The organism is Paraburkholderia sp. HP33-1, assembly GCF_021390595.1.
GTDB lineage: Bacteria > Pseudomonadota > Gammaproteobacteria > Burkholderiales > Burkholderiaceae > Paraburkholderia.
Genome location: NZ_JAJEJR010000001.1, coordinates 1616870 through 1640935, shown reverse-complemented (window position 1 = coordinate 1640935; position 24066 = coordinate 1616870). Strand labels below are relative to the sequence as shown.

The following is a 24066-nucleotide window of genomic DNA, read 5'->3' as shown; positions in this document are numbered from 1 at the left end:
CGCTCGCCGCGACAGATACACATCGACGTGATTCGGACCGATACAGCGTGACAAAACCCACCACTGTACCGGTTCAGATTGCCGGCCGCTGCGGCTGTTTTCATCTGGACGGACTCCCTAAGCTGTGTGACACGAAAACGGTTTAAAGGAATCGGCCATGCCTTTGCGTCCATCCCGCCATCAACCTCGCTCTTTACCCGATGCAGATCTGCATCGCCCCGCGGCGTCGCGTCTTGCCGCCGGTCAGATGGTCCTGCACGACTTGCGCGCCCGCAGTTCGATCATCGCGCTCGAAGGTGCATTGCAACTCGTCTTCCGCGATCATTCGCTCGCGTGGCTCGGCAACGACTCCCCGCTCATGTCGTTCACGTTGCAAGAAGGCGAGCGGTTTGTGACGTCGCAACGTGGCGTCGTGTCGATCCGCGCGACGCAGGGCAATCGCGCCGCGTTCATCGTGCTGCCTGCGCGCGCTGAACACAGCGCGCGCGGTTTCATTCTGCAAGCCGTTCGGCGTCTCGCTTGCGTCGTGCGCATACGGTGGCGGCGTGCCGCCTGAAACGTCACTGCGCGCGCCACGCGGCCCGTTACAATGCATGACCAACCCGCTTCGTTCGAGGTGCAGGCCATGTCATTCTTTCGCGCGCTGCTGCCAGGCAAGGTCTCAGATGTGTGGCGTCTGTTCGCCGTCGTTGTCGTTGTCACGCTGACACTCGCTGGCTGCGCGGGGATGTTCGGCGCCGACCCGTTGCGCGTCAATGTGGCGGGCATCGAGCCGATCGCTGGCCAGGGCATGGAGATGCGCTTCAACTTCAAGCTGCGCGTGCAGAATCCCAACGACTCCCCGATCAGCTTCAACGGCGTGTCGCTCGATCTCGAACTGAACGGCAAGCCGTTCGCGAGCGGAGTCAGCGACGAGAGCGGCACCGTGCCGCGCTTCGGCGAAACCGTCGTCACCGTGCCGCTGACCGTGCCGGCTTTCGCCGCGGTTCGTCAAGCCTTCGCGTTAGCCGGCGCCGCGCAGTCCGGACAGGTTCCGTACGTTCTGCGCGGCAAGCTCGCGGGTGGCATGACCGGTACCACGCGATTCACCGATCAGGGGACGCTAAGCCTGCCGTCATCGGACGCGGGCTGGCAATGACCCCGGCCCACGTCCGCTCAAACCACTTCGAACAAACCTGCCGCGCCCTGCCCGCCGCCGATGCACATCGTGACGACGACGAACCTGGCGCCGCGCCGCTTGCCTTCGATGAGCGCATGACCCGTCAGCCGCGCGCCCGAGACGCCATACGGATGGCCGACCGCGATCGCGCCGCCGTTCACGTTCAGTCGGTCGTGCGGAATGCCGAGCTTGTCCGCGCAATACAGCACCTGCACCGCGAACGCTTCGTTGAGTTCCCACAAGTCGATGTCCTCGACCTTCAGGCCGGCCTGTTTGAGCAGCTTCGGCACCGCGAACACCGGGCCGATGCCCATTTCGTCAGGCTCGCAACCGGCCACCGCGAAGCCGCGGTAAATACCAAGCGGCTGCAGCCCTTCGCGTTCCGCGACTTTCGCGTTCATCACCACGCAGGCCGATGCGCCGTCCGAGAACTGACTCGCATTGCCCGCCGTGATCACGCCGCCCGGCATCGCGGTGCGAATCTTCGACACCCCTTCGAGCGTCGTGTCGGCGCGAATGCCTTCGTCGCCGCTGACGGTCACTTCCTTCGTGAAGAGGCGGCCGCTCGCCTTGTCGGCGACGCCGGCGAGAACCGTCAGCGGCACGATCTCGTCCCTGAACTTGCCCGCTTCGAGCGCGGCCGCCGCGCGCTGCTGCGAGCGCACGCCGTACTCGTCCTGACGTTCCTTCGAGATCGAGTAGCGCTTCGCGACGTTCTCGGCGGTCTGCAGCATCGACCAGTAGATCTCCGGCTTGTGCTCGGTGAGCCAGCCTTCGGTCAGCATGTGGCGGTTCATCTCGTTCTGCACGCACGAGATCGATTCGACGCCACCCGCGACGAACACGTCGCCTTCACCGGCAATGACGCGTTGCGACGCGAGCGCGATCGTCTGCAATCCCGACGAGCAGAAACGATTCACGGTCATGCCCGGCACGCTGACCGGCAGGCCCGCGCGCAACGCGATCTGCCGCGCGATATTGCCGCCCGTCGCGCCTTCCGGATTCGCGCAACCCATGATCACGTCCTCGACGCGCGCCGGGTCGAGCTTCGCGCGCTCGACCGCGGCCTGCGTCACGTGGCCGCCGAGCGTCGCGCCGTGCGTCATGTTGAAACCGCCGCGCCACGATTTGGCGAGGCCCGTGCGGGCGGTGGATACGATTACGGCATCAGTCATGCGTTTCTCCAATTGCTATGTCGAAAGCGGCGCGCCGGCTCACTGCCGTGCGCTCAAAAGCGCATCACCGCGCCGCCTCTGTCGTTTCATGCGAGCGATGCAAGCCGAACCCGCATCGCTCAATCCGTGCGTTCGACTCAGCCGTTGAAGCCGCGCCCTTCGGCGGCCAGCTTCGAGATACTCGGCGCGAGCTTCCACGCGTCGCCGTTCGGCCGCGCCGCATAGCGGCGAATCGCGCGCTCGACGTTGTAGAGCCCGACCGTGTCGGCGTACAGCATCGGGCCGCCGCGATAGAGCGGGAAGCCGTAGCCGGTCAGATAGACCATGTCGATATCCGACGCCTTCGACGCGATGCCTTCCTCGAGAATCTTCGCGCCTTCGTTGACGAGCGCGAACACCAGACGCTCGACGATTTCCTCGTCGCTGATCTTGCGGCGCTCCGCGCTGGTTTCCTTCGAGTACTCGCCGATCATGTCGTTGACCACGCTCGACGGATACGCGGTGCGATCGCCCGCCTTGTAGTCGTACCAGCCGCCGCCGGTCTTCTGGCCGAAGCGGCCCATCTCGCACAGACGGTCGGCGACCTTCGAGTAATGCATGTCCGGGTGTTCCAGATAGCGACGCTTGCGGATCGCCCAGCCGATGTCATTACCGGCGAGGTCGCTCATGCGGAACGGACCCATCGCGAAGCCGAACTTCTCGATGGCGCGGTCGACCTGTGCGGGCAGCGCGCCCTCTTCGAGCATGAAGAGCGCCTGGCGAATGTATTGCTCGATCATGCGATTGCCGATAAAGCCGTCGCACACGCCCGACACGACCGCGGTCTTCCTGATCTTCTTCGCGAGCTTCATCACGGTGGCGAGCACGTCTTTGGCGGTCTCCTTACCGCGCACGACTTCGAGCAGCTTCATCACGTTGGCCGGGCTGAAGAAGTGCATGCCGACCACATCCTGCGGACGCTTCGTGAACGCGGCGATCCTGTCGACGTCGAGTGTCGACGTATTCGACGCGAGAATCGCACCGGGCTTCGCGACTTCGTCGAGCCGGCGGAATACCTGCTCCTTCACGCCCAGTTCTTCGAACACGGCTTCGACGATCAGGTCGGCCTGCTTCAGGTCGTCGTAGGAGAGCGTTGGGCTCAGGAGCGCGAGGCGCTGCTCCATCACCTCGGGCTTCAGCTTGCCTTTCGCGACGGACGCCTCGTAGTTCTTGCGGATCGTCGCGAGACCGCGCTCGAGCGCTTCCTGCTTCGTTTCCAGCAGCGTGACCGGAATGCCCGCGTTGATGAAGTTCATCGCGATGCCGCCACCCATCGTGCCCGCGCCGATCACGGCCACCTGAGTGATGTCGCGCACCGGCGTATCGGACGGCACATCGGGAATCTTGCTCGCCGCGCGCTCGCCGAAGAACGCGTGACGCAGCGCGCGGCTCTCCGGCGTCTGCACGAGCGCGGTGAAGCATTCGCGCTCGAATGCGAGGCCCTTGTCGAAGCCGTCGTTTACACCGGCTTCGACCGCGTCGATGCATTTATGCGGCGCCGGGAAATTCTTCGCGATTGCCGCGACGCTGTTGCGCGCGAACTGGATGAAACCAGCCGCGTTCGGATGCTCGATCTTGCGGTCGCGCACCTTCGGATGCGGACCTGCCTGCGCGCCGACCTTGCGCGCGAAAGCGAGCGCGGTGTCGGCCAACTCGGCGGCGTTCGCGACGACTTCGTCGAACAGGCCCGAATCGGCGAGCTTCTCGGAGAGCACCGGCGCGCCGGACACGATCATGTTCAGCGACGCTTCGAGACCAATCGCGCGCGGCAGACGCTGCGTGCCGCCCGCGCCTGGCAGGATGCCGAGCTTCACCTCGGGCAGCGCGATCTGCGCGCCGGCCGCCGCGACGCGGTAATGAGCACCGAGCGCAAGCTCGAGGCCACCGCCCATAGCGACGCTGTGGATTGCAGCGACGACCGGCTTCGCGCTGCCTTCGACGGCTTCAATGACCGTCGGGAGCGTCGGCTCCTGGGTCGCCTTCGGCGTATTGAATTCAGTGATGTCGGCGCCGCCCGAAAAGGCCTTGCCCGCGCCGGTCAGCACGATGGCCTTGACGGCCGGATCGTTCTGCGCGCGCTCGAGCCCTTCGACGATACCCGTTCGCGTCGACAGCCCAAGCCCGTTGACGGGAGGATTGTTCAGCGTGAGGACGGCGACGCCGTCACGAGTTGTGTAGTCCACTGCCATCTGCGTGCCTCCGTGCGATCCATGCATTGAGGCGGCGCCTGATGCGCCGCCTGTCCGGTCCGTCGAGCCTGCTCATTGTCAGGCTTTTTCAAGCGACGGCTCCGGGGTCAGCAGGCAGAATACACTAAAAAAGCACGAGCGTTCAATTTGTTGGCGAGCGGGGTTTCCCCTAGGCGGAGGGTGTCAGCGGACAGTTGCGGCTGTCTTCAAGCGCAGATGGCAGCACGTGGGCGCGGAACAGTTCGCGCAGCTTCAGCTTCTGCAGCTTGCCGGTCGCCGTGTGGGGCAGCTCGTCGACGAACACGACGTCGTCGGGAATCCACCACTTCGCGACCTTGCCTTCGTAGAACGCGAGCAGCTCGTCGCGCGTGAGCTCGTGCTCCGCGCGCTTGACGACGACGAGCAGCGGCCGCTCGGTCCACTTCGGATGCGCACACGCGATGCACGCGGCTTCCGCGACCGCCGGATGTGCGATCGCGACGTTCTCGATGTCGATCGAACTGATCCATTCGCCACCCGACTTGATCACGTCCTTCGAGCGGTCGGTGATGTGCAGGAAGCTGTCGGGGTCGATCGTCGCGACATCGCCGGTCGGGAACCAGCCATCGACGAGCGGTGACTCGTCCGTGCGGAAGTACCGGTCGATCACCCACGCTCCGCGCACGTGCAGATCGCCGAACGCAACGCCATCCCAGGGCAGCTCGCGGCCATCCTCGCCGACGATCTTCATATCGACACCATAGATCGCATGGCCCTGCTTTTCGAGCAGCTTGCGCTGCTCCGCGATGGGCCGCTGGCTCTGCTCCCACGTCAGTTTCGACAAGGTGCCAAGCGGCGACATCTCCGTCATGCCCCATGCATGGATCACCTGCACGCCGTAGTCGTCCTCCAGGATGCGCAGCATCGCGGGCGGACACGCTGAGCCGCCGATCACCGTGCGTTCGAGCGACGAAAACTTCGCGCCCGTCTCGCGCAGGTAGTTCAGCAGACCGAGCCATACGGTCGGCACGCCCGCCGAATACGTGACGCGCTCGCTTTCCATCAGTTCGTACAACGACTTGCCGTCGAGATCCTTGCCGGGAAATACGAGCTTCGCGCCGGTCAACGGGCCCGCATGAGGCAGGCCCCATGCGTTCACATGGAACATCGGCACGACGGGCAGCGCCGAGTCGTGCGCGGACAGGCTCATCGCGTCGGGCAGCGCCGCGCCGAACGCGTGCAGGACCGTCGAGCGATGCGAATACAGCGCGCCTTTCGGATTGCCGGTCGTGCCCGACGTATAGCAGAGGTAGGACGCCTGGCGCTCGTCGAGCGCCGGCCAGTCGAAGCGGCCGTCCTGCCCGTCCATCAGCGTTTCGTAGCACAGCACGGGGGGCCGGCCATCCGGCGTTTGCATGGCCGGCCGATGCGCTTCGTCGCACATTGCGATCCAGCCGCGCACGCGCGGGCACTGCGGCGCGAGCGTGTCGACGAGCGCGGCGAAGGTCGTGTCGAACAACACGTACGCGTCGTCGGCGTGATTGATGATGTACGCGATCTGCTCGGCGAAAAGCCGCGGGTTGATCGTGTGGCACACGGCGCCGAAGCCGGTGATGCCGTAATACGCTTCGAGATGCCGGTAGCCGTTCCACGCGAGCGTCCCGATCCGTTCGCCCGGTTCGACGCCGAGCGCGAGCAGCGCCTGTGCGAGCTGTTTCGCGCGCTTCTCGCAATCGCGGTACGTGTAGCGATGCAGATCGCCTTCGATGCGCCGCGACACGATCTCGGTACTGCCGAAATGCCGCGCGGCATGCGCGAGCAGCGATGACACGTTGAGCGGCACGTCCATCATCTGGCCCAGCAGCGGCGTCGTCATAAGGCGGGGTCTCCTCGGCTTGTGCTTGTGCTTGTGGGTGTCGGCGGGCATGGTCCGAGCGACGAAGGCGGCCGGCCAGCGTCGCCGCAGGCGCGGACTTACAATATCGGTTAATCCAGAGGCGCTCAACATGTCGTTTTCCCCAAGCATTGCAGGGCTATCCGCGGCTTTGACGGATCTTTCCAACACACTTGCCACTCCCCCAGCCAACGCGTTCGCGCGGCTCGGCGGCACGTTTCACACGCGCCTGCCCGCCGCGCCGCTCGACGCACCCTACCTCGTCGGTTTCTCGGCCGAAGCCGCCGCGCAGCTCGGCTTGCCTGAGGGCATCGAGCGCGAGCCGGGCTTCATCGATCTGTTCTGCGGTAACGCGACGCGCGACTGGCCGGCCGACTCGCTGCCTTATGCGTCGGTGTACTCCGGACATCAGTTCGGCGTGTGGGCCGGCCAGCTCGGCGACGGTCGCGCGCTCGTTCTTGGCGAGCTCGAACACGACGGCGAGCGCTTCGAACTGCAGCTCAAAGGCGCGGGCCGCACGCCGTATTCGCGCATGGGCGACGGCCGCGCGGTACTGCGCTCGTCGATTCGTGAATTTCTGTGTTCGGAGGCGATGCATCATCTCGGCATTCCGACCACGCGCGCGTTATGCGTGATCGGCTCCGACCAGCCGGTGCGGCGCGAGACGATCGAAACCGCCGCGGTGGTCACGCGCGTCGCGCCGAGCTTCGTGCGCTTCGGCCACTTCGAGCACTTCTATGCGAACGATCGCGTCGACGCATTGCGCGCGCTGGCCGATCACGTGATCGAGCGCTTCTATCCGCATTGCAAGGAGGCCGACGATCCGTATCTGGCACTGCTCGCCGAAGCGGTGCGCTCCAGCGCGGATCTGATGGTCGACTGGCAGGCGGTCGGTTTCTGTCACGGCGTGATGAATACCGACAACATGTCGATCCTCGGCCTGACCATCGACTACGGCCCGTTCGGCTTCATGGATGGCTTCGACGCCGGCCACATCTGCAATCACTCCGATACGCAAGGCCGTTATGCGTACCGGCTGCAGCCGCAGATCGCGTACTGGAACCTCTTCTGCCTCGCGCAGGGACTGCTGCCGCTCTTCGGCGCGCGGCACGACGAAAGCGTGCGCGCCGACAAGGCGGTCGAAGATGCGCAGCACGTGCTCGCCGGCTTCAAGGAGCGCTTCGCGCCGGCGCTCGAAAACCGCATGCGCGCGAAGCTCGGCCTCGAACAGACGCGCGAAGGCGACGACGCGCTGGTCAACCGGCTGTTCGAAGTGATGCACGCGAACCGCGCCGATTTCACGCTGACGTTCCGCAACCTTGCGCGCCTGTCGAAACACGACGCGAGCGGCGATGCGCCGGCGCGCGACCTGTTCCTCGATCTCGCCGCCTTCGACGCGTGGGCGAACGACTACCGCGCGCGGCTCGCCGAAGAGTCGCGCGACGATGCCGCGCGCGCCATTGCAATGAATCGCGTGAACCCCAAATTCGTACTTCGCAACCATCTGGCGGAAACCGCGATCCAGCGTGCAAAAGAGAAGGATTTCTCCGAAGTGGAACGGCTCGCGGCTGTGCTGCGTCGGCCATTCGACGAGCAACCCGAATACGCGGCCTATGCCGGCCTGCCGCCCGACTGGGCGAGTTCGCTGGAAGTGAGCTGTTCGTCATGACGCGTCCGCGCAGCTGAATCGCCACGACTGCCCCGCCAGAAAACACCCGACACACACCAAGACAAACCCGAGACAGGAACCCGACCATGAGCAACCCCGACGATCTCAAGCGCGACACCCCCGCCGTGCAGAAAACCGACGCCGAGTGGCGCCAGCAGCTGTCCGACATCGAATACCAGGTGACGCGTCACGCGGCGACCGAGCGCCCATTTACGGGCCGCTATAGCGATCACTGGGAACGCGGCGTCTACGACTGCGTGTGCTGCGGCACGCCGCTGTTCGAATCGGACACCAAGTTCGACGCCGGCTGCGGCTGGCCCAGCTATTTCCGGCCGATCAACGGCGAAGTGATCGCCGAGAAGACCGACCGCTCGCATGGCATGCTGCGCATCGAGGTGCAATGCAAGAACTGCGGCGCGCATCTCGGCCACGTGTTCGAGGACGGGCCGGCGCCGACCGGTCTGCGTTACTGCATCAATTCCGCTGCGTTACAATTCGAGCCCAAGTAATGCGGCGCGGCAGTGAACCTGCCCGCTTCAGGCGCTGCGACGCGTACCGCGCGCGGCGCCTTTCCTATGCGGCGGTCCCGCTCGCCAGCGGCAATCGCGCACCTTGCACGCCAACCGGGCGCCCGTCACCGTTCGACTCACTCTCCGACTTCCCGACCAGATAATGAAATTCCTGTTCGATCTGTTCCCGATCATCCTGTTCTTCGTCGCCTTCAAGATCTGGGGCATTTTCACGGCGACGGCAGTGGCGATCGTCGCCACGCTGGTGCAGATCGCGTGGGTGGCGTTCCGCCACCGCAAGGTCGACCCGATGCTGTGGGTGAGCCTCGGCGTCGTCGTGGTATTCGGCGGCGCGACGCTCGTGCTGCACAACGACACCTTCATCAAATGGAAACCGACCGTGCTGTACTGGGCGTTTTCCGTCGCGCTGATCGTCTCGCAACTCGGCTTCAACAAGAACCTGATCGAAGCGATGATGGGCAAGCAGATCACGCTGCCGCACGCGATCTGGGGCAAGCTGAACCTGATCTGGGCGGTGTTTTTCGTGCTGCTCGGCCTCCTGAACCTGTTCGTCGCGTATCACTACACGACCGATCAGTGGGTCAATTTCAAGCTGTTCGGCGCGACCGGCTGCCTGCTCGTGTTCATCGTCGGACAGAGCCTGTGGCTGTCGAAGTACCTGAAGGAGGAATGACATGAGCGACCTGTTCATGCACGCCACCACGGCCGAGCGCGCCGCGCTGATCGAAGCGCGCCTCACGGCTGCGCTCGCGCCCATCGAGTCGATCCACATCACCGACGACAGCGCGCAGCACGCGGGTCACGCAGGCGCCTCAGCCGGCGGTCATTTCAGCGTCACGATCGTGGCGGTCGCGTTTGCCGGCAAGCCCCGCGTGGCGCGGCATCGCATGGTGTATGATGCGCTGGCCGATGCCATGCAGCGCGGCATTCATGCCCTTGCCATCACGGCGTATACGCCCGAAGAATTTGCTTTGTTGCCCCGCTAGGAACCTTTCGATGACATTGAAGAAAACCCGCCTCTGGGTATTGCTGGCTGCGTTCGCGGCCGCACCTGCATTCGCACAGAACATCGCCGTCGTGAACGGTACGCCGATTCCGAAGTCGCGCGCCGATGCATTGATCGAGCAACTCGTTCACCAGGGCCAGCAGGACACGCCGCAGCTGCAGCAGGCCGTGCGCGAAGAGCTCGTGAATCGTGAAATCCTGATGCAGGAAGCGCTGCGCCGCGGTCTGCCGACCCGTCCGGACGTCAAGGCGCAAGTCGCGGTCGCGCAACAAACCGTGGTGCTGCGCGCGCTGATCGAAGACTTCGTGAAGAACAACCAGCCGACCGACGCCGAGATCACCGCGCGCTACAACGCACTCGTCAAGCAAACGGCCGGCAATGAATATCACCTGCACCATATCCTCGTCGACAACGAGCAGCAGGCGAAGGACCTGATCGCAAAGATCAAGGCCGGCGCCAGCTTCGAGGATCTGGCGAAGCAGTACTCGAAGGATCCGGGATCGGGCAAGAACGGCGGCGACCTCGACTGGTCGGACCCGAAGGCCTACGTGCCTGAATTCGCGGACGCGGCCACGCACCTGCAGAAAGGCCAGATGACCGCTACACCGGTGCATACGCAATTCGGCTGGCACATCATCCGTGTCGACGACATCCGCGCCGTCACGCCGCCGCCGCTCGAGCAAGTGCGCGCGCAGATCGTGCAGCAAATGCAGCAGGAAAAGCTGCAGGCGTTCGAAGAGAATTTGCGCAAGAACGCAAAGATTCAGTAAGACTCAGCAGGCGGATTGTTTTCGGGTAGTCCGCCTGACGCTGCTGAACTCCGAATGCAAAAAAGCCGCCTGTGGGCGGCTTTTTTATTGCTGCGAGGTTGGCGGCGACAGCGTGCTGCCGCCGCACAGAGACCGCCGCAAGCGGGCGGCCCCTCGGCCCATCAACCGAGCCAGCGGCGCGCGTTCTGGAACACGCGCAGCCACGGGCTCGCGTCGGTGCCGATCTCGCCCCAGCCCTGCGGATGCCAACTCATCTGCACCGCGCGATGCACGCGCTCGGTGTGCGGCATCAGCACCGTGAAGCGGCCGTCAGCCGTCGTGACCGACGTGATGCCCTCGGGCGAGCCGTTCGGGTTGAACGGATACTGCTCGGTCGCCTGGCCACGGTGATCGACATAGCGCATCGCGACCGCAACCTTTGACTTGTCACCCTGCTGCGAGAAGTCCGCAAAGCCTTCGCCGTGCGCGACCGCGACCGGGATGCGCGAGCCTTCCATGCCGGCGAAGAACAGAGACGGCGATGCCTGCACCTCGACGAGCGAGAAACGCGCCTCGAATTTCTCCGACTTGTTGCGCGTGAACTTCGGCCATGCTTCGGCACCGGGGATCATCGATGCGAGGCTGCTCATCATCTGGCAGCCGTTGCAGATGCCGAGTGCGAACGTGTCGTCACGACCGAAGAACGCAGCGAACATGTCGGCCAGTTGCGCATTGAAGCGGATCGTCTTCGCCCAGCCTTCGCCGGCACCCAGCGTGTCGCCGTACGAGAAGCCGCCGCACGCGACCGCGCCCGCGAAATCGGCGAGATTCGCGCGGCCCGCAAGCAGGTCGCTCATGTGCACGTCGTGCGCATCGAAGCCGGCGCGATCGAATGCATAGGCCGTCTCCAGATGCGAATTCACGCCCTGCTCGCGCAGGATCGCGACACGCGGACGCGCGCCCTTGGCGATGAACGGCACGGCGACGTCCTCAGCCGGATCGAAGCTCAGCACCGGCGTGATGCCGGGATCGGCCGCGTCGAGCAGCACTTCGTATTCGGCATCGGCGCAAGCGGGGTTGTCGCGCAGACGCGCGATGCGCCAGCTCACCTCGCTCCACGTGCGATGCAACTCGGCGCGCGGTGCTTCGTAGACCTTCTTCGCGTCGCGATAGATCTCGATCACGTCGCGCTCGTTGGTCTTGCCGATCACGTGTGAGCACGCCGACAGACCGTGCTCGCGCAGCGCAGCGAGCACCACGTCGCGATCGGCCGCGCGCACCTGCACGACGGCGCCGAGCTCTTCGTTGAAGAGCGCGCGCAGCGTGCGGTCTTCGCGACGGCCGCTGGTCTGCTTCGCCCAGTCCTTTGCGTCGCCGTAATCGGATTCGTGGTGCGCGTCGAGCACGAGCATGTCGACGTTCAGCGACACGCCCGCATGGCCCGCGAACGCCATTTCGCAAACGGTCGCCCACAGGCCGCCGTCCGAGCGGTCGTGGTACGCGAGCAGCTTGCCGTCGCGATTGAGCGCCTGGATCGCGTTGAAAAAGCGCTTCAGATCTTCCGGATCGTCGACGTCCGGCACCGTATCGCCGACCTGCTGCGTGACCTGCGCGAGGATGCTGCCGCCCAGACGATGCTTGCCGCGGCCGAGATCGATCGCGATCAGCACCGACTCGCCGACTTCGCTCGCACGGCGCAGTTGCGGCGTCAGATGGCGGCGCACGTCTTCGACCGGCGCGAATGCCGAGATGATCAGCGACACCGGCGCGACCACTTCCTTGGCGACGCCGCTTTCTTCCCAGCGCGTGCGCATCGACAGCGAGTCCTTGCCGACCGGAATGCCGATGCCGAGCGCCGGGCACAGCTCCATGCCGATCGCCTTGACCGTGTCGTAGAGCGCCGCGTCTTCGCCCGGTGCGCCGCACGCGGCCATCCAGTTGGCCGACAGCTTCAGCTTGTCGAGCGACGCGATCGGCGCCGCCGCGATGTTCGTGATCGCCTCGCCGACCGCCATGCGGCCCGACGCCGCCGCGTTGATGACGGCGAGCGGCGTGCGCTCGGACATCGTCATCGCTTCGCCGCTAAAGCCCGCGTAATCCATCGTCGTGATCGCGACGTCGGCGACCGGCACCTGCCACGGGCCGACCATCTGGTCGCGCGCGGTCGTGCCGCCGACCGAGCGGTCGCCGATCGTGATCAGGAACGACTTGCTCGCGACCGTCGGATGACGCAGCACGCTCTGCGCGACGTCTTGCAGCGCGAGGCCGGTCACGTCGACCGGTTCGAGCTTGCGTTCGACACGCTTCACGTCGCGATGCATGCGCGGCGGCTTGCCGAGCAGCACTTCCATCGGCATGTCGACCGGCTGATGCGCGGCTTCGTTCTGCTCCGAATCAATCAGCTTCAGCTGACGCTCGGCGGCGGCCGTGCCGATCACCGCGAACGGGCAGCGCTCGCGCTTGCACATCGCTTCGAACGCCGGCAGATCGGCCGGTGCGATCGCGAGCACGTAGCGCTCCTGCGCTTCGTTCGACCAGATTTCGCGCGGCGACAGGCCGCTTTCTTCGAGCTGGATTTTGCGCAATTCGAACAGCGCGCCCTTGCCCGCGCCGTCGACGACTTCCGGGAACGCGTTCGACAGACCGCCCGCGCCGACGTCGTGAATGCTGAGGATCGGGTTCTTGTCGCCGAGCTGCCAGCACGCGTTGATCACTTCCTGCGCGCGCCGCTCGATTTCCGGGTTGCCGCGCTGCACCGAGTCGAAGTCGAGCTCGGCGGTGTTGGTGCCGGTTGCCATCGAACTCGCGGCGCCGCCGCCCATGCCGATGCGCATGCCCGGGCCGCCGATCTGGATCAGCAACGAGCCCTCCGGCAGATCGTGCTTGTGCGTGTGCTGGTCGGAGATATTGCCGATGCCGCCCGCGATCATGATCGGCTTGTGATAGCCGCGCACGAGACCCGCGACGTTCTGCTCGTAGGCACGGAAATAGCCGCCGAGGTTCGGACGGCCGAATTCGTTGTTGAACGCGGCGCCGCCGAGCGGGCCGTCGATCATGATCTGCAGCGGCGACGCGATGCGGTCCGGGCGGCCGTACGCTTCGTGCTGGTCGGCTGGGTTGCGCTGCGCGAGCGGCTGGGCGGTGTCGCGTGCGTTTTCCCACGTCTCGACGGCGGCAGGCAGTTCGAGGTTCGACACGGTGAAGCCCGCCAGACCCGCCTTCGGACGTGCGCCGCGGCCGGTCGCGCCTTCATCGCGGATTTCGCCGCCCGCGCCGGTCGCGGCGCCCGGGAACGGCGAGATCGCGGTCGGGTGATTGTGCGTTTCGACCTTCATCAGCGTGTGCGTGAGCTCGACGCCGCGGCGGTACTGTTCGGGCAGTTCGCCCGCGCCGAGGTCGGCCGGCGTGCGCGGGAACCAGCGCTCGGCCATGCCGCCGACCATGATCGCCGAGTTGTCCGAATACGCGACGATCGTGCCCTGCGGGTTCAACTTCTCGGTGTTGCGGATCATGTTGAACAGCGACATGTCCTGCCTCTCGCCGTCGATCGTCCAGTCCGCGTTGAAGATCTTGTGGCGGCAGTGTTCGCTGTTGGCCTGCGCGAACATCATCAGTTCGACGTCGGTCGGGTTGCGGCCGAGCTTCGTGAATGCGTCGACCAGATAGTCGATTTCGTCGTCGGCAAGCGCGAGGCCGAGTTCTGCGTTGGCGGTTTCGAGTGCGGCGCGGCCGCTCGCGAGCACGTCGACGGTTTGCAGCGGCTTGGCCGGCAGTTCGTCGAACAGATGCAGCGCATGGTCGCGCGACGGTGCGACGCTCTCGGTCATGCGATCGTGCAGCGCCGCGGCGACGGCCGCGCGGGCTTCGTCGGACAGCGTCTTCTTGCCGCCTAGCAGGCCGCTTTTCAACGTAACCGTGTACTCGACGCCGCGCTCGATGCGGCGCACCTGGGTGAGACCGCACAGATGCGCGATGTCGGTTGCCTTGCTGGCCCACGGCGACACGGTGCCAAAGCGCGGTACGACGAGGAAGGTCTCGACGGCGCCGCGTTCCTTGCCTGCTTCGAACGGATCGCCGTAGTGCATCAGCGCCTCGACCTTCGCGCTGTCTTCAGCGGACAGTTCGGTCTGGGCGTTGACGAAGTGCAGATATTGCCCGCGCACGCCGGTGATATTCGGGTCGATGCGCGTGAGCGTGTCGAGCAGGCGGGTTTGACGGAAATCGGAAAGGGCCGAAGCGCCGGGGAAACACGAGAAGTGGGCCATGGGACTTGACGTTGCGTCGCTCAATGATGCCGGAGAGTCGCGCATGCAGGCGACGTGAGGCGGAAAGGAAGTCCGGGATTATACCCCGGGAACGGGTGTCCGACGGGCTGCGGGGTGCGTGGGCAGTAGCCCGCGCCGGGCTGCGCGAGCCGTCGCCGCGCCACCTGTCACGTCGCCGCGCGGGTACTTTGACTGCTATCATTCGCGTTTCATCAGATCGGCGCGTATGACCCGGGCAACACCCGGCAGCGCGCCGCATGTCACACCCAACGGGAACGTGCGCGAGCCGCCCGTCGGCATATCGAATCAGAGCATGGATGTCATCGTCATTGGCGGCGGGATAGCGGGCGTCGCCACCGCTTATCACCTGCGCGCGGCCGGCCACCGGGTATGCGTCGTCGAGCGTCACGCGACTGTCGCGCAAGGCGCCACGTACGGGCAAGGCGGCAACGTGCTGCCGACGCCGCTCGACGTCTGGTTCGGCCCGACCTTCATGGCGAGCCGCCACAACGCAAAAAATGGCGTAATCAGCAAGACCGGATTCAACGGCGCCGCGCGGCAGTTCGTCAAGCAGCTCGGACAATTGCAGGAACCCGAGGCGTTCGCGCGGCAGTACGGGTTGCTGCGGCCGCTGATCGAGTCTTCGCGCGACGCAATGGCCGACGTCGAAGCCCGCTTCGGTCTCGAATTCGAACAGGCGAGCGGGTTGCTGTACCTCGTGCGCGCCGCTCAAGAATGGGAGCTCAGCGCGTCCGCACTCGATCTGCTGGGCCAGTTCGAGGTGCCACATCACGTGCTGAGCCCGGCCGAATGCGCGGCGTTCGAGCATGCGGTGCCCACCGATCCGGAATTCGCCGGCGGCGTGCTGTTCGAACACGAGCGCACCGCGAACTGCCCGCTCTTCACGAAGCTCGTCAAGCAGGTGCTCGATACGCTCGGTGGCGTGCAGTTCATGCAGAACTCCGAGGTGAGCGGCATTCGTCTCGAAAGCCAGCGCGCGGCGGTCGAACTGGCGCCACGCGACAACGCACCGCGCTCGCGCGAAATCGACGTGGTCCAGGCTGACGCGGTCGTGGTCGCCGCCGGTCACGGCAGCCTCGCGCTGCTCGAGCGCGTGGGGCTCAGGCTGCCGCTGCATCCGCTGCGGTTGCATACGCTGGTCGCGCCGATCGCGCACGAGGAATGCGCGCCGCACGTCGCAATCGTCGATGCGGTCAAGCGCATCGGCATCAGCCGTATGAACCATCGGCTGCGGATCGCGGGCGGCGCGGTGCTGCAAAGCGCCAGCCAGATCGACAAGCCGCTCGGTGAAGCGCTGACCAAAGAGGCGCTCGCGCTGCTGGGCCAGGCGACGCATGACTGGATTCCCGGCGCCGCGCGCATCTCGGCGGCGCTGCCGTGGGAAGGCGTGAAGTTGCTGTCGCCCGATGGCTTGCCGGTGATCGGCAACGCGCTGCATCCGCGGCTGTTCGTCAATGTTGGGCACGGCCCGGCCGGCTGGGGTCTCGCGTGCGGCGCGGGCAAGCTCGTTGCCGAGCTGATGTCGGGACAGACGCCGACGCTGCCGCAGGACACGCTCGCAGCCTTGCGGCCGGAGCGGTTTCAGTAAGGTTTCGCGTTCTTTCTGGCGGGTCCGGCGGGCTGACAGCACGCTCCCGGCACCCCTGCGCTCCACGCGCCCCGCCCGCTGCACGCGGCGAAACAGCCGCACGCCGCGCGGCTATCGGCACTACCATAGCGATTCCCAAGTCTGCCCGCCGAGCCGCGGGCGCACCGCCAGGTTTCGCCATGACAGACGCAGACAACTCGCTGCCCATCCTTTTCGATCCGCTGACCGACTCGCCGCCGCGCGCGCTGCCGCTGCTGACGCTGACGGACTTGCGGATCGCCGAATCCCAGGCCGCCGCGGCCCTGCCCGAGCACACGCTGATGGCGCGCGCCGGCCACGCGGCCGCGCGCTGGCTGCTCCAACGAATTGCCGCAGATACGTCGGTGCCGAATTCGCAGCAGCGCGTATGGCTGATCGCCGGTCCGGGCAACAACGGCGGCGACGCGCTGGTCGTCGCGACGGAACTGCACAAGGCCGGCATTGCCGTCGCAGTCTGCATGCCGGTTGAAGTGAAGCCCGCCGACGCGCGCTGGGCGCTCGACGCCGCGCGCGCCGCGGGCGTGCCGATCGACACGGCACCGCCCGCCTCGCTCGACGGCTACGGCTGGCTCGTGGACGGCATGTTCGGCATCGGCCTCGCGCGGCCGCTCGATGGCGTGTTCGCGGCGCTCGCGCGGGAGCTGTCGCAGCGCACGCAAGTACGCCCGGCCCAAGGCGCCGTGCTCGCGCTCGATGTGCCGAGCGGGCTCGACAGCGACACTGGCGCGGTGATCGGCGGCAACGGCGCGGCGGCGGTCCACGCAACGCACACGGTCACATTCATCGGCGCAAAGCCGGGGCTTTTCACCGCGCAGGGCCGCGACCTCGCCGGCCGGGTGACGGTCGCACCGATCGGGCTCGCGGCAGGGATCAACGGCGACGGCGGCCGGGATGCCGCCACGAGCACCGGCGCCAACGTGATCCAGCTCAGCGCCCCCGATCTGTTCGGCCCCTTCATGCCTCCACGCGACTTCGCGACCAACAAGGGCACCTTCGGCAGCCTCGCGGTGGTCGGCGGCGACACCGGCATGTGCGGGGCGCCGATCCTCGCGGCGCGCGCGGCGCTCTACACGGGCGCGGGCAAGGTCCACGTCGCGCTGCTTGGCGAAGGCGCCCCGCCCTACGATCCACCGCACCCCGAACTGATGCTGCATCCCATTGACACGCTGCCGCTCCACGCGATGGACGCACTTGCGATCGGCTGCGGCATGGGGCATGGTGAACGCGCGGCGCACGTGCTGCACGACGTGCTGCAACTCGACGTGCCGAAGCTGTTCGACGCCGACGCGCTGAACCTGATCGCGAAAGATCCCGCGCTCGCTGCAGAGGTCGCCGCGCGCGGCGTGCAAGGCGATCCGTGCATCCTGACGCCGCATCCGCTCGAAGCAGCGCGTCTGCTCGGCAGCGATGCGGCGAGCGTGCAGCGCGACCGGCTCGCGGCCGCGCGCGCGCTCGCGGCGCGCTTTGCGTGCGTCGTCGTGCTGAAGGGCGTCGGCACGATCATTGCCGCGCCCGATGGCCGCCTCGCACTGAACCCGACCGGCAACGCCGCGCTCGCGACAGGCGGGACCGGCGACGTGCTCGGCGGCATCATCGGCGCGCTGCTCGCGCAGCATTTGCCGCGCTTTGAGGCTGCGCTCGCGGGCGTCTACCTGCACGGCCTCGCCGCCGATACGTTGAGCGCGCAAGGCCACGGCCCTGCGGGTCTGACGGCGGGCGAGCTGGCGCCGATGGTGCGGACCTTGTTGAACCGGCTGTTCTATCCGACGACGGTTGCCTGAGGGACGCATCGCGCGCCGCGCGTTCGCCTCGCTCGTTCACATCGATGAAACATCGCCAACTCCATCATTGCGTGCGGGCGCAAGGCACTGCTGCCCGTCACGCATCCCCGCTATACTGACTGTCTGCGCCGCATCATTCTCGGCCGCGCTTCATGCGCGCGCCTTCCTTCGTGCCCCCTGGTTAGACGGACGCTATGACCCAGAACTCGCTCCCCTCCTGGTCCTCGCTGCAGACGCATTACGACACGATTCGCGATGCGCATCTGCGCGACTGGTTCGCCCCCGAGAACGATCCCGCTCCCACGCGCGCTGAACGCTTCACGTTCGCGGGCGGCGGTCTCGCCGCTGATTTCTCGAAGCACCGCATCACCGACGAAACCTTGCAGCTGCTCGTGCAACTCGCGCGCGAAGCCGGCGTCGAGAAACGCCGCGACGCGATGTTCGCGGGCGAGGTCGTCAATCCGACCGAAGGCCGCGCCGCGTTGCACACCGCATTGCGCGCAACTGACCCTAACGCGCCCTTCTTCGCGCAAGTGCAGGCCGAGCGCAAGAAAATGGCCGCGTTCGCCGAGCAGGTCCGCAGCGGCGCGTGGACCGGCTACACCGGCAAACGGATTCGTCATGTCGTGAACATCGGCATCGGCGGCTCGGATCTCGGGCCAAAGATGGTCGTGCACGCCCTGCATCATCTCGCGACGCCGGAGATCTCGTCGCATTTCGTGTCGAACGTCGACGGCGCCGATCTGTACAACGTGATGCAGCAGATCGATCCCGAAGAAACGCTCGCGATCATCGTGTCGAAGACCTTCACGACGCTGGAAACGATGACCAACGCGCGCTCGTTGCGCGACTGGTTCATCCAGAAGGGCTGCCCCGAAAACGCGCTGGCGAAGCACTTCGTGGGTGTGTCTGCGAATCCGGTCGAAGTCGTAAAGTTCGGGATCGCGAAGGAGAACGTGTTCGAGATGTGGGACTGGGTCGGCGGCCGCTATTCGCTGTGGTCGGCAGTCGGTCTATCGATCATGCTCGCGGTCGGCCCGCAGCAGTTCAACGAACTGCTCGCCGGCGCCAACGAGATGGACCAGCATTTCCGCACCGCGCCGCTCGAAAAGAACCTGCCGGTGCTGCTCGGCATGATCGGCATCTGGTATCGCAACTTCTTCGGCTCGCAGAGCTACCTGGTCGCGCCGTACTCGCAGGCGTTGCATTTTCTGCCGTCGTATCTGCAGCAGCTCGAAATGGAGAGCAACGGTAAATCCGCGCGTCTCGACGGCGTGATGGTCGACTATGCGACTTCCGCGGTCACGTGGGGCGAACCGGGCACGAACGGCCAGCACGCGTTCTTCCAGATGCTGCACCAGGGCCCGACGATCGTGCCGATCGATTTCATCGCGGTGCTGACGCCCGAGCATCCGCTAGCGAGCCATCACCCGAAGCTGCTCGCGAACTGCTTCGCGCAAAGCGAAGCGCTGATGCTGGGTCGCACGCTTGAAGAAGCGAAGAAAGTGGCCGGCCCCGACAAACCGGAGCTCGCGCCGCACCTCACGTTCCCCGGCAACCGGCCGACCGCGACGCTGCTGCTCGACGCGCTGACCGCGCGTACGCTCGGCGCGCTGATCGCGCTTTACGAGCATAAGGTGCTGGTGCAGGCGTCGGTGTGGAGCATCAACCCGTTCGATCAGTGGGGCGTCGAGCTCGGCAAGATCCTCGGCAAGGTCGTCGAAGCTGATCTGGGTGCGCAGAGTGCCGACGTGAAGAAGCACGACTCGTCGACGTCGACGCTGATCGCACGGGCACGGGCTGCGCTGAAGCGCTGATAGGCCAGGCGGGCTACGGCCCCGACGACACGCTTGCGCTACGCGAGCGCAAGCGTCGTCAAGCGAGCCGCCCCGCTTCGATCGTGACCGTCGTATCGCAACGGCGCGCGAGTTCGATGTCGTGCGTAACGAGCACGAGCGTCGCGCCATGCGCGCGATTCATCTCGAACATCAGATCGATCACCGCATGGCCGGTGGCCGCGTCGAGACTGCCGGTAGGTTCGTCGGCGAACAGGATCGCCGGGCGCGTGACGAACGCGCGCGCGAGCGCGACGCGCTGCTGCTCGCCGCCCGACAACAGTTTCGGATAGTGACCGGTGCGCTTGCCGAGCCCGACCTCTTCGAGCAGCTCGCGCGCACGCGCGGCGGCTTCGCGGGTGCCGATGCCGCCTTGCAGCTCGAGCGGCAACGAGACGTTTTCGAGTGCGGTCAGATGCGGCATCAATTGAAACGACTGGAACACGAAACCGACCGCCCCGCTGCGCAACGCGGCGCGCCCGTCTTCGTCGAGCTCGCCGAGTTCGCGGCCGAGCAGCCGAACCGAGCCCGCGCTCGCGCTGTCCAATCCCGCGAGCAAGCCGAGCAGCGTAGACTTGCCCGACCCGGATGCACCGACGATCGCCACGCTGCTGCCCGCATCGATGGCAAGATCGATGTCGTCGAGGATCGTCAGTTCGCCCGTCGCATCCTTAACCCTCTTGCACAAGCCCCGCACTTCAATGACTGGATCAGTTCTGTTTGGCATGGTGAAGCGTAGGTTGAAAGTGCGCGCCACCATGATGGCCGCCGCGCTGGTTTTCTTACCGTTGCAGGCTCACGCTGCGAATGCGCCAGAACCCGCGAAGCCGGTAATCGTCGTGCTAGGCGACAGCATTTCCGCCGAGTACGGCCTGCCCCGCGATACGGGCTGGGTCGCGTTGATGCGTCAGCGTCTGGCCGAAGAGCGCATCGATTATAGCGTCGCCAATGCAAGCATCAGCGGCGACACAACGAGCGGCGGACGCGCGCGCCTGCCTGCGCTGATGGAACGGCTCAAGCCGAGCATCGTGATCGTCGAGCTTGGCGCCAACGACGCATTGCGCGGCGTGCCGCTCTCCACGACCGAGGACAACCTGCGCACGATCATCGAACAGGCGCAGCAGGGTCACGCGAAGGTCGTGCTCGTCGGCATGTATGTGCCGCCTAATTACGGCCCTGACTACACGCAAAAGTTCCATGGCCTGTACGGCGAGCTATCGAAGGAGTTCCATCTGCCGCTCGTGCCGTTTTTGCTCGCCGGCATCGTGGATAAGCCTGACATGTTCCAGGCCGATCAGCTCCACCCTACCCAGCAGGCACAGCCCGCGCTGCTGAACAACGTATGGCCCGCGGTCAAACCACTCCTTCGCACAAGTTCTCCGCACTGAAACACCTGCTAAACAACTTCCCTGCGGAAGTTGGGGAGAAATGAAAAAGCCCCGCATTGGCGGGGCTTTTTTGAGGCAGGCAGGTAATGCTTACGACGGCTTACTGGTCGGCCGCCTGCGCAGCGCTATCGAGCGAACCGTAGAACTTCACGCTCGAGCGCTCGCGCAGCGCCTTCAGATAGGCTTCGGCCTGCGACTGCGCGTCCACCTGCGCAATCTGCTGCTGCGCGGCGGCGAGATGCTGCGCATCGGTGGCCGCGGGCGGCACGATCTGGTTCACGCGATAGATTGCGTAGCCGTCGTCGCCGAGATCGACACCGACGTACGCCGGCAGTTTTTGCGCATCGACCTTGTAGATTGCACTCAGTGCGGCAGGCGGCACGCCTTGCGCATCATTGCGCGACACTTTCAGCGGCGACGAGAAACCCGTGATCGACCTCGACTTCTCGAACTCGGCCAGCTTCGCGATGCCGTCCTTGTGCGCGGCCTCGTTCGACTGCTCGGCGATCACCTTCTGACGCACCGCGTCTTTCACCGCCTCGAATGTGGGCACGGCAGCGGGCTTGTAGTCGCTGACGCGTGCGGCGATCAGCGTGTTGTTGCCGACGTCGATGGCCTGCGTATTGTTATGCGCCGACACCGAGTCGTTCGCGAATACGGCCGCGAGAAACTTCGGGTTGTTCAGCGGGCTGTCGGGTGCCAGCTTCGGATCCGGCTGCGGCGTGACCGTCGCGGTCTGGATCTGCAGCTTGAACTTGTCCGCGGCCGGCTGCAGGCTCTTGGCCTTTTCATAGACGATCGACGTGAAGCCTTCCGAGCTGTCGGTAAACGCCTTGGCCGCCAGTTGCGTCTTCAGCTCCCTGGCGATCTGGTCTTTGACTTCGTCGAACGACTTCGTGACCGCCGGCTTCACGTCCGTGACCTTGACGATGTGGAAACCGAAGTCGGTCTGCACGATGCCGCTGATTTCGCCCTTCTTCAGCTCGAATACCGCGTCGTCAAACGCCGGGCCGCCCGCGATCATGCCGCGGCCGAAGTAGCCGAGATCGCCCCCCTTCGGTGCGGAACCCGGATCCTGCGAGTTCTGCTGCGCGATCTGCGCGAACTGGTCCGGATGCGCCTTGACCTGCGCGAGCAACTCCTCGGCCTTCTGCTTCGCCTTGGCCTTGTCAGCCGCGCTCGCGTCCTTCGGTGCCGCGATCAGGATGTGGCTCGCGCGCACTTCGGCTTCGGTGCGGAAGTGCGCGATGTTGTCGTCGTAGTACTTCTTCTGGTCTGCGTCGGTCGGCTGCACCGAGGCGCTCAACGTGGCCTGCGACATCACCAGGTACTGGATCGTCGCGGTCGCGGGCGTCGCGAAATCGTTGCGATGCGCGTCGTAGTACGCTTGCAGTTGCGCGTCGGTCGGCTGGACCTTCGCCGCGTAGTCGTGCGGATGGAACGCGATGCCCTGCACTTCACGCTGCTGCTGGGCGAGCTCGGTGAGGTGTTGCGCGAGCGTCTTCGACGTGAACGCACTCGCTTCGATGCTCGCGGGCAGCTGTTGCATCGCGAGGTTGTAGCGCACCCGCTCGTCGTACTGATCGGGTGTCATGCCTTGCATCGCGAGCAACTGCTTGTAGCGGTCGAGGTCGATCGAACCGTCGGGATTTTTCAGCGACGAGATCACCGGATCGGACATCAGCGTGCGGCGCACCGCGTCGTCCGATGCGGTCAGATGCTGACGCTGCGTTTCGTCCGCGAGCACACGCTGCTCGATCATGCCGTCGAGCATCTGCTGACGGCGCTCCGGTGTGTCGAACGACTTCATGTCGAACTGCGCGCCGAGCATCTGACGGCCGCGATCGATCTGCTGACGCACCGCGTCGTCGTACTCGACGCGGGTGATCTTGTGACCGTTGACACTCGCGACGTTTGCGCTTTCGTCAAAGAAGCCGCGGAAGCCCTGAATACCCACGAAACCCAACCCCGGCAAAATGACGAGGATGAGCATGAACATCATCAGGCGTTGGTGATTGCGGAAAAAATCGAGCATGCGTGAGGGATGCCAAAAACAGAACGCCCGATCTTACAACAGCGGGCAACAAAAAAGGCGAACCGGAGTTCGCCTTTCGTGGATATTGGCGGAGTGGACGGGACTCGAACCCGCGACCCCCGGCGTGACAGGCCGGTATTCTAACCGACTGAACTACCACTCCTTATACTGCGCGTACTGCTGAAAACACTGTCACAGAATCTGAAACTGGTGGGTGCTGAGAGGCTCGAACTCCCGACCTACGCCTTGTAAGGGCGCCGCTCTACCAACTGAGCTAAGCACCCGTTTCGTGATTCAGTGCTTGATGTGTTTCCTATCTTGCCGCTACTTTCTCCGCGGACCGCTCAAGCATCCTGCTTCAGCAATTCCTCAAGCAGCAAGCCTATTAGTTTAGCGCATCCTTCAGCGCTTTGCCAGGCCTAAATTTAGGAACTTTCGCCGCCTTGATCTTGATTTCGGCGCCCGTGCGCGGATTGCGTCCGGTGCGCGCCGTGCGCTTGCCGACCGCGAACGTACCGAACCCGACCAACGTAACCGACCCGCCCTTCTTCAACGTGCTTTTGACACCGGCGATCACTGCATCGAGCGCACGGCCGGCCGCGGCCTTGGAAATGTCGGCTTGCTGTGCGATGTGATCGATCAATTCCGTCTTGTTCATTCCAACCCCCGTGAATGTTTATTGGCAATCGTGGCAGTGCTTTCCAGCACCTCCGCCACGCGGCCGG

At 65.3% G+C, this 24066-nt stretch carries 18 protein-coding genes and 2 tRNA genes; 11 read left to right on the top strand and 9 right to left on the bottom strand.

Going from position 1 to position 24066, the window contains the following annotated elements:
* Nucleotides 1–157 precede the first annotated feature (157 nt).
* Both L0U81_RS07435 and L0U81_RS07430 read left to right on the top strand, forming a co-directional pair.
* Nucleotides 158–556: a hypothetical protein gene (locus L0U81_RS07435; protein WP_233801295.1), complete on the top strand. Its 399-nt coding sequence runs from the start codon at nt 158–160 to the stop codon at nt 554–556.
* A gap of 69 nt (nt 557–625) precedes the next feature.
* The gene (locus L0U81_RS07430) at nt 626–1138 is read left to right on the top strand and encodes an LEA type 2 family protein (protein ID WP_233801293.1); all 513 of its coding nucleotides are present in this window, start codon (nt 626–628) and stop codon (nt 1136–1138) included.
* A 17-nt stretch (nt 1139–1155) separates the two neighbouring features.
* Here L0U81_RS07430 and L0U81_RS07425 read toward each other — a convergent pair whose 3' ends face one another.
* The 3 genes from L0U81_RS07425 to L0U81_RS07415 form a co-directional block, all read right to left on the bottom strand.
* The gene (locus tag L0U81_RS07425) at nt 1156–2334 is read right to left on the bottom strand and encodes an acetyl-CoA C-acyltransferase (RefSeq protein WP_233801291.1); all 1179 of its coding nucleotides are present in this window, start codon (nt 2332–2334) and stop codon (nt 1156–1158) included.
* Between the two features lie 137 nt (nt 2335–2471).
* A complete protein-coding gene (locus tag L0U81_RS07420; protein ID WP_233801289.1) occupies nt 2472–4562 on the bottom strand; it encodes a 3-hydroxyacyl-CoA dehydrogenase NAD-binding domain-containing protein in 2091 nt (696 codons plus the stop codon).
* Between the two features lie 169 nt (nt 4563–4731).
* Nucleotides 4732–6417, bottom strand: a complete 1686-nt coding sequence (locus tag L0U81_RS07415) for a 3-(methylthio)propionyl-CoA ligase (protein WP_233801287.1) — start codon at nt 6415–6417, stop codon at nt 4732–4734.
* A gap of 130 nt (nt 6418–6547) precedes the next feature.
* On the opposite strand from L0U81_RS07415, the gene L0U81_RS07410 reads away from it, so the two are divergent.
* The 5 genes from L0U81_RS07410 (at nt 6548) to L0U81_RS07390 (ending at nt 10410) form a co-directional block, all read left to right on the top strand.
* Nucleotides 6548–8104, top strand: a complete 1557-nt coding sequence (locus L0U81_RS07410) for a protein adenylyltransferase SelO (RefSeq protein ID WP_233801285.1) — start codon at nt 6548–6550, stop codon at nt 8102–8104.
* An 86-nt stretch (nt 8105–8190) separates the two neighbouring features.
* Nucleotides 8191–8613 carry a peptide-methionine (R)-S-oxide reductase MsrB gene (gene msrB, locus L0U81_RS07405; RefSeq protein ID WP_233801283.1) on the top strand — a complete coding sequence of 141 codons (423 nt, stop codon included), beginning with the start codon at nt 8191–8193 and terminating at the stop codon, nt 8611–8613.
* A 163-nt stretch (nt 8614–8776) separates the two neighbouring features.
* Complete coding sequence (locus L0U81_RS07400) at nt 8777–9307, top strand: septation protein A (RefSeq protein WP_233801281.1); 531 nt, start codon at nt 8777–8779, stop codon at nt 9305–9307.
* Between the two features lies 1 nt (nt 9308).
* Entirely contained in the window at nt 9309–9620 is a 312-nt protein-coding gene (locus tag L0U81_RS07395; RefSeq protein ID WP_233801279.1) for a BolA family protein, read from the top strand.
* 10 nt (nt 9621–9630) lie between these two features.
* Complete coding sequence (locus L0U81_RS07390) at nt 9631–10410, top strand: peptidylprolyl isomerase (RefSeq protein ID WP_233801277.1); 780 nt, start codon at nt 9631–9633, stop codon at nt 10408–10410.
* Nucleotides 10411–10571: 161 nt separating this feature from the next.
* On the opposite strand, the gene purL is transcribed toward L0U81_RS07390, so the two are convergent.
* The gene (purL, locus tag L0U81_RS07385) at nt 10572–14654 is read right to left on the bottom strand and encodes a phosphoribosylformylglycinamidine synthase (protein WP_233801275.1); all 4083 of its coding nucleotides are present in this window, start codon (nt 14652–14654) and stop codon (nt 10572–10574) included.
* 313 nt (nt 14655–14967) lie between these two features.
* On the opposite strand from purL, the gene L0U81_RS07380 reads away from it, so the two are divergent.
* The 3 genes from L0U81_RS07380 (at nt 14968) to pgi (ending at nt 19900) form a co-directional block, all read left to right on the top strand.
* Nucleotides 14968–16263 carry an FAD-dependent oxidoreductase gene (locus tag L0U81_RS07380; protein ID WP_233801273.1) on the top strand — a complete coding sequence of 432 codons (1296 nt, stop codon included), beginning with the start codon at nt 14968–14970 and terminating at the stop codon, nt 16261–16263.
* A gap of 179 nt (nt 16264–16442) precedes the next feature.
* A complete protein-coding gene (locus L0U81_RS07375; protein WP_233801271.1) occupies nt 16443–18083 on the top strand; it encodes an NAD(P)H-hydrate dehydratase in 1641 nt (546 codons plus the stop codon).
* Between the two features lie 194 nt (nt 18084–18277).
* On the top strand, nt 18278–19900 hold the full coding sequence (pgi, locus tag L0U81_RS07370) for a glucose-6-phosphate isomerase (protein WP_233801269.1): 1623 nt from the start codon (nt 18278–18280) through the stop codon (nt 19898–19900).
* Nucleotides 19901–19958: 58 nt separating this feature from the next.
* Here the strand turns inward: pgi and L0U81_RS07365 are convergent, their stop codons facing one another.
* Nucleotides 19959–20645: an ABC transporter ATP-binding protein gene (locus L0U81_RS07365; protein WP_233801267.1), complete on the bottom strand. Its 687-nt coding sequence runs from the start codon at nt 20643–20645 to the stop codon at nt 19959–19961.
* Between L0U81_RS07365 and L0U81_RS07360 the strand changes: the two genes are divergently transcribed.
* A complete protein-coding gene (locus tag L0U81_RS07360) occupies nt 20644–21306 on the top strand; it encodes an arylesterase (RefSeq protein WP_442793392.1) in 663 nt (220 codons plus the stop codon). The genes L0U81_RS07365 and L0U81_RS07360 overlap by 2 nt on opposite strands.
* 100 nt (nt 21307–21406) lie before the next feature.
* Here L0U81_RS07360 and L0U81_RS07355 read toward each other — a convergent pair whose 3' ends face one another.
* From L0U81_RS07355 to L0U81_RS07340, 4 genes are all read right to left on the bottom strand, one after another.
* Entirely contained in the window at nt 21407–23341 is a 1935-nt protein-coding gene (locus L0U81_RS07355) for a SurA N-terminal domain-containing protein (protein WP_233801265.1), read from the bottom strand.
* 86 nt (nt 23342–23427) lie between these two features.
* A tRNA-Asp gene (locus L0U81_RS07350) sits at nt 23428–23504 on the bottom strand.
* A gap of 45 nt (nt 23505–23549) precedes the next feature.
* A tRNA-Val gene (locus L0U81_RS07345) sits at nt 23550–23625 on the bottom strand.
* Nucleotides 23626–23726: 101 nt separating this feature from the next.
* The gene (locus L0U81_RS07340) at nt 23727–23999 is read right to left on the bottom strand and encodes an HU family DNA-binding protein (RefSeq protein ID WP_233801263.1); all 273 of its coding nucleotides are present in this window, start codon (nt 23997–23999) and stop codon (nt 23727–23729) included.
* Between the last annotated feature and the right edge of the window lie 67 nt (nt 24000–24066).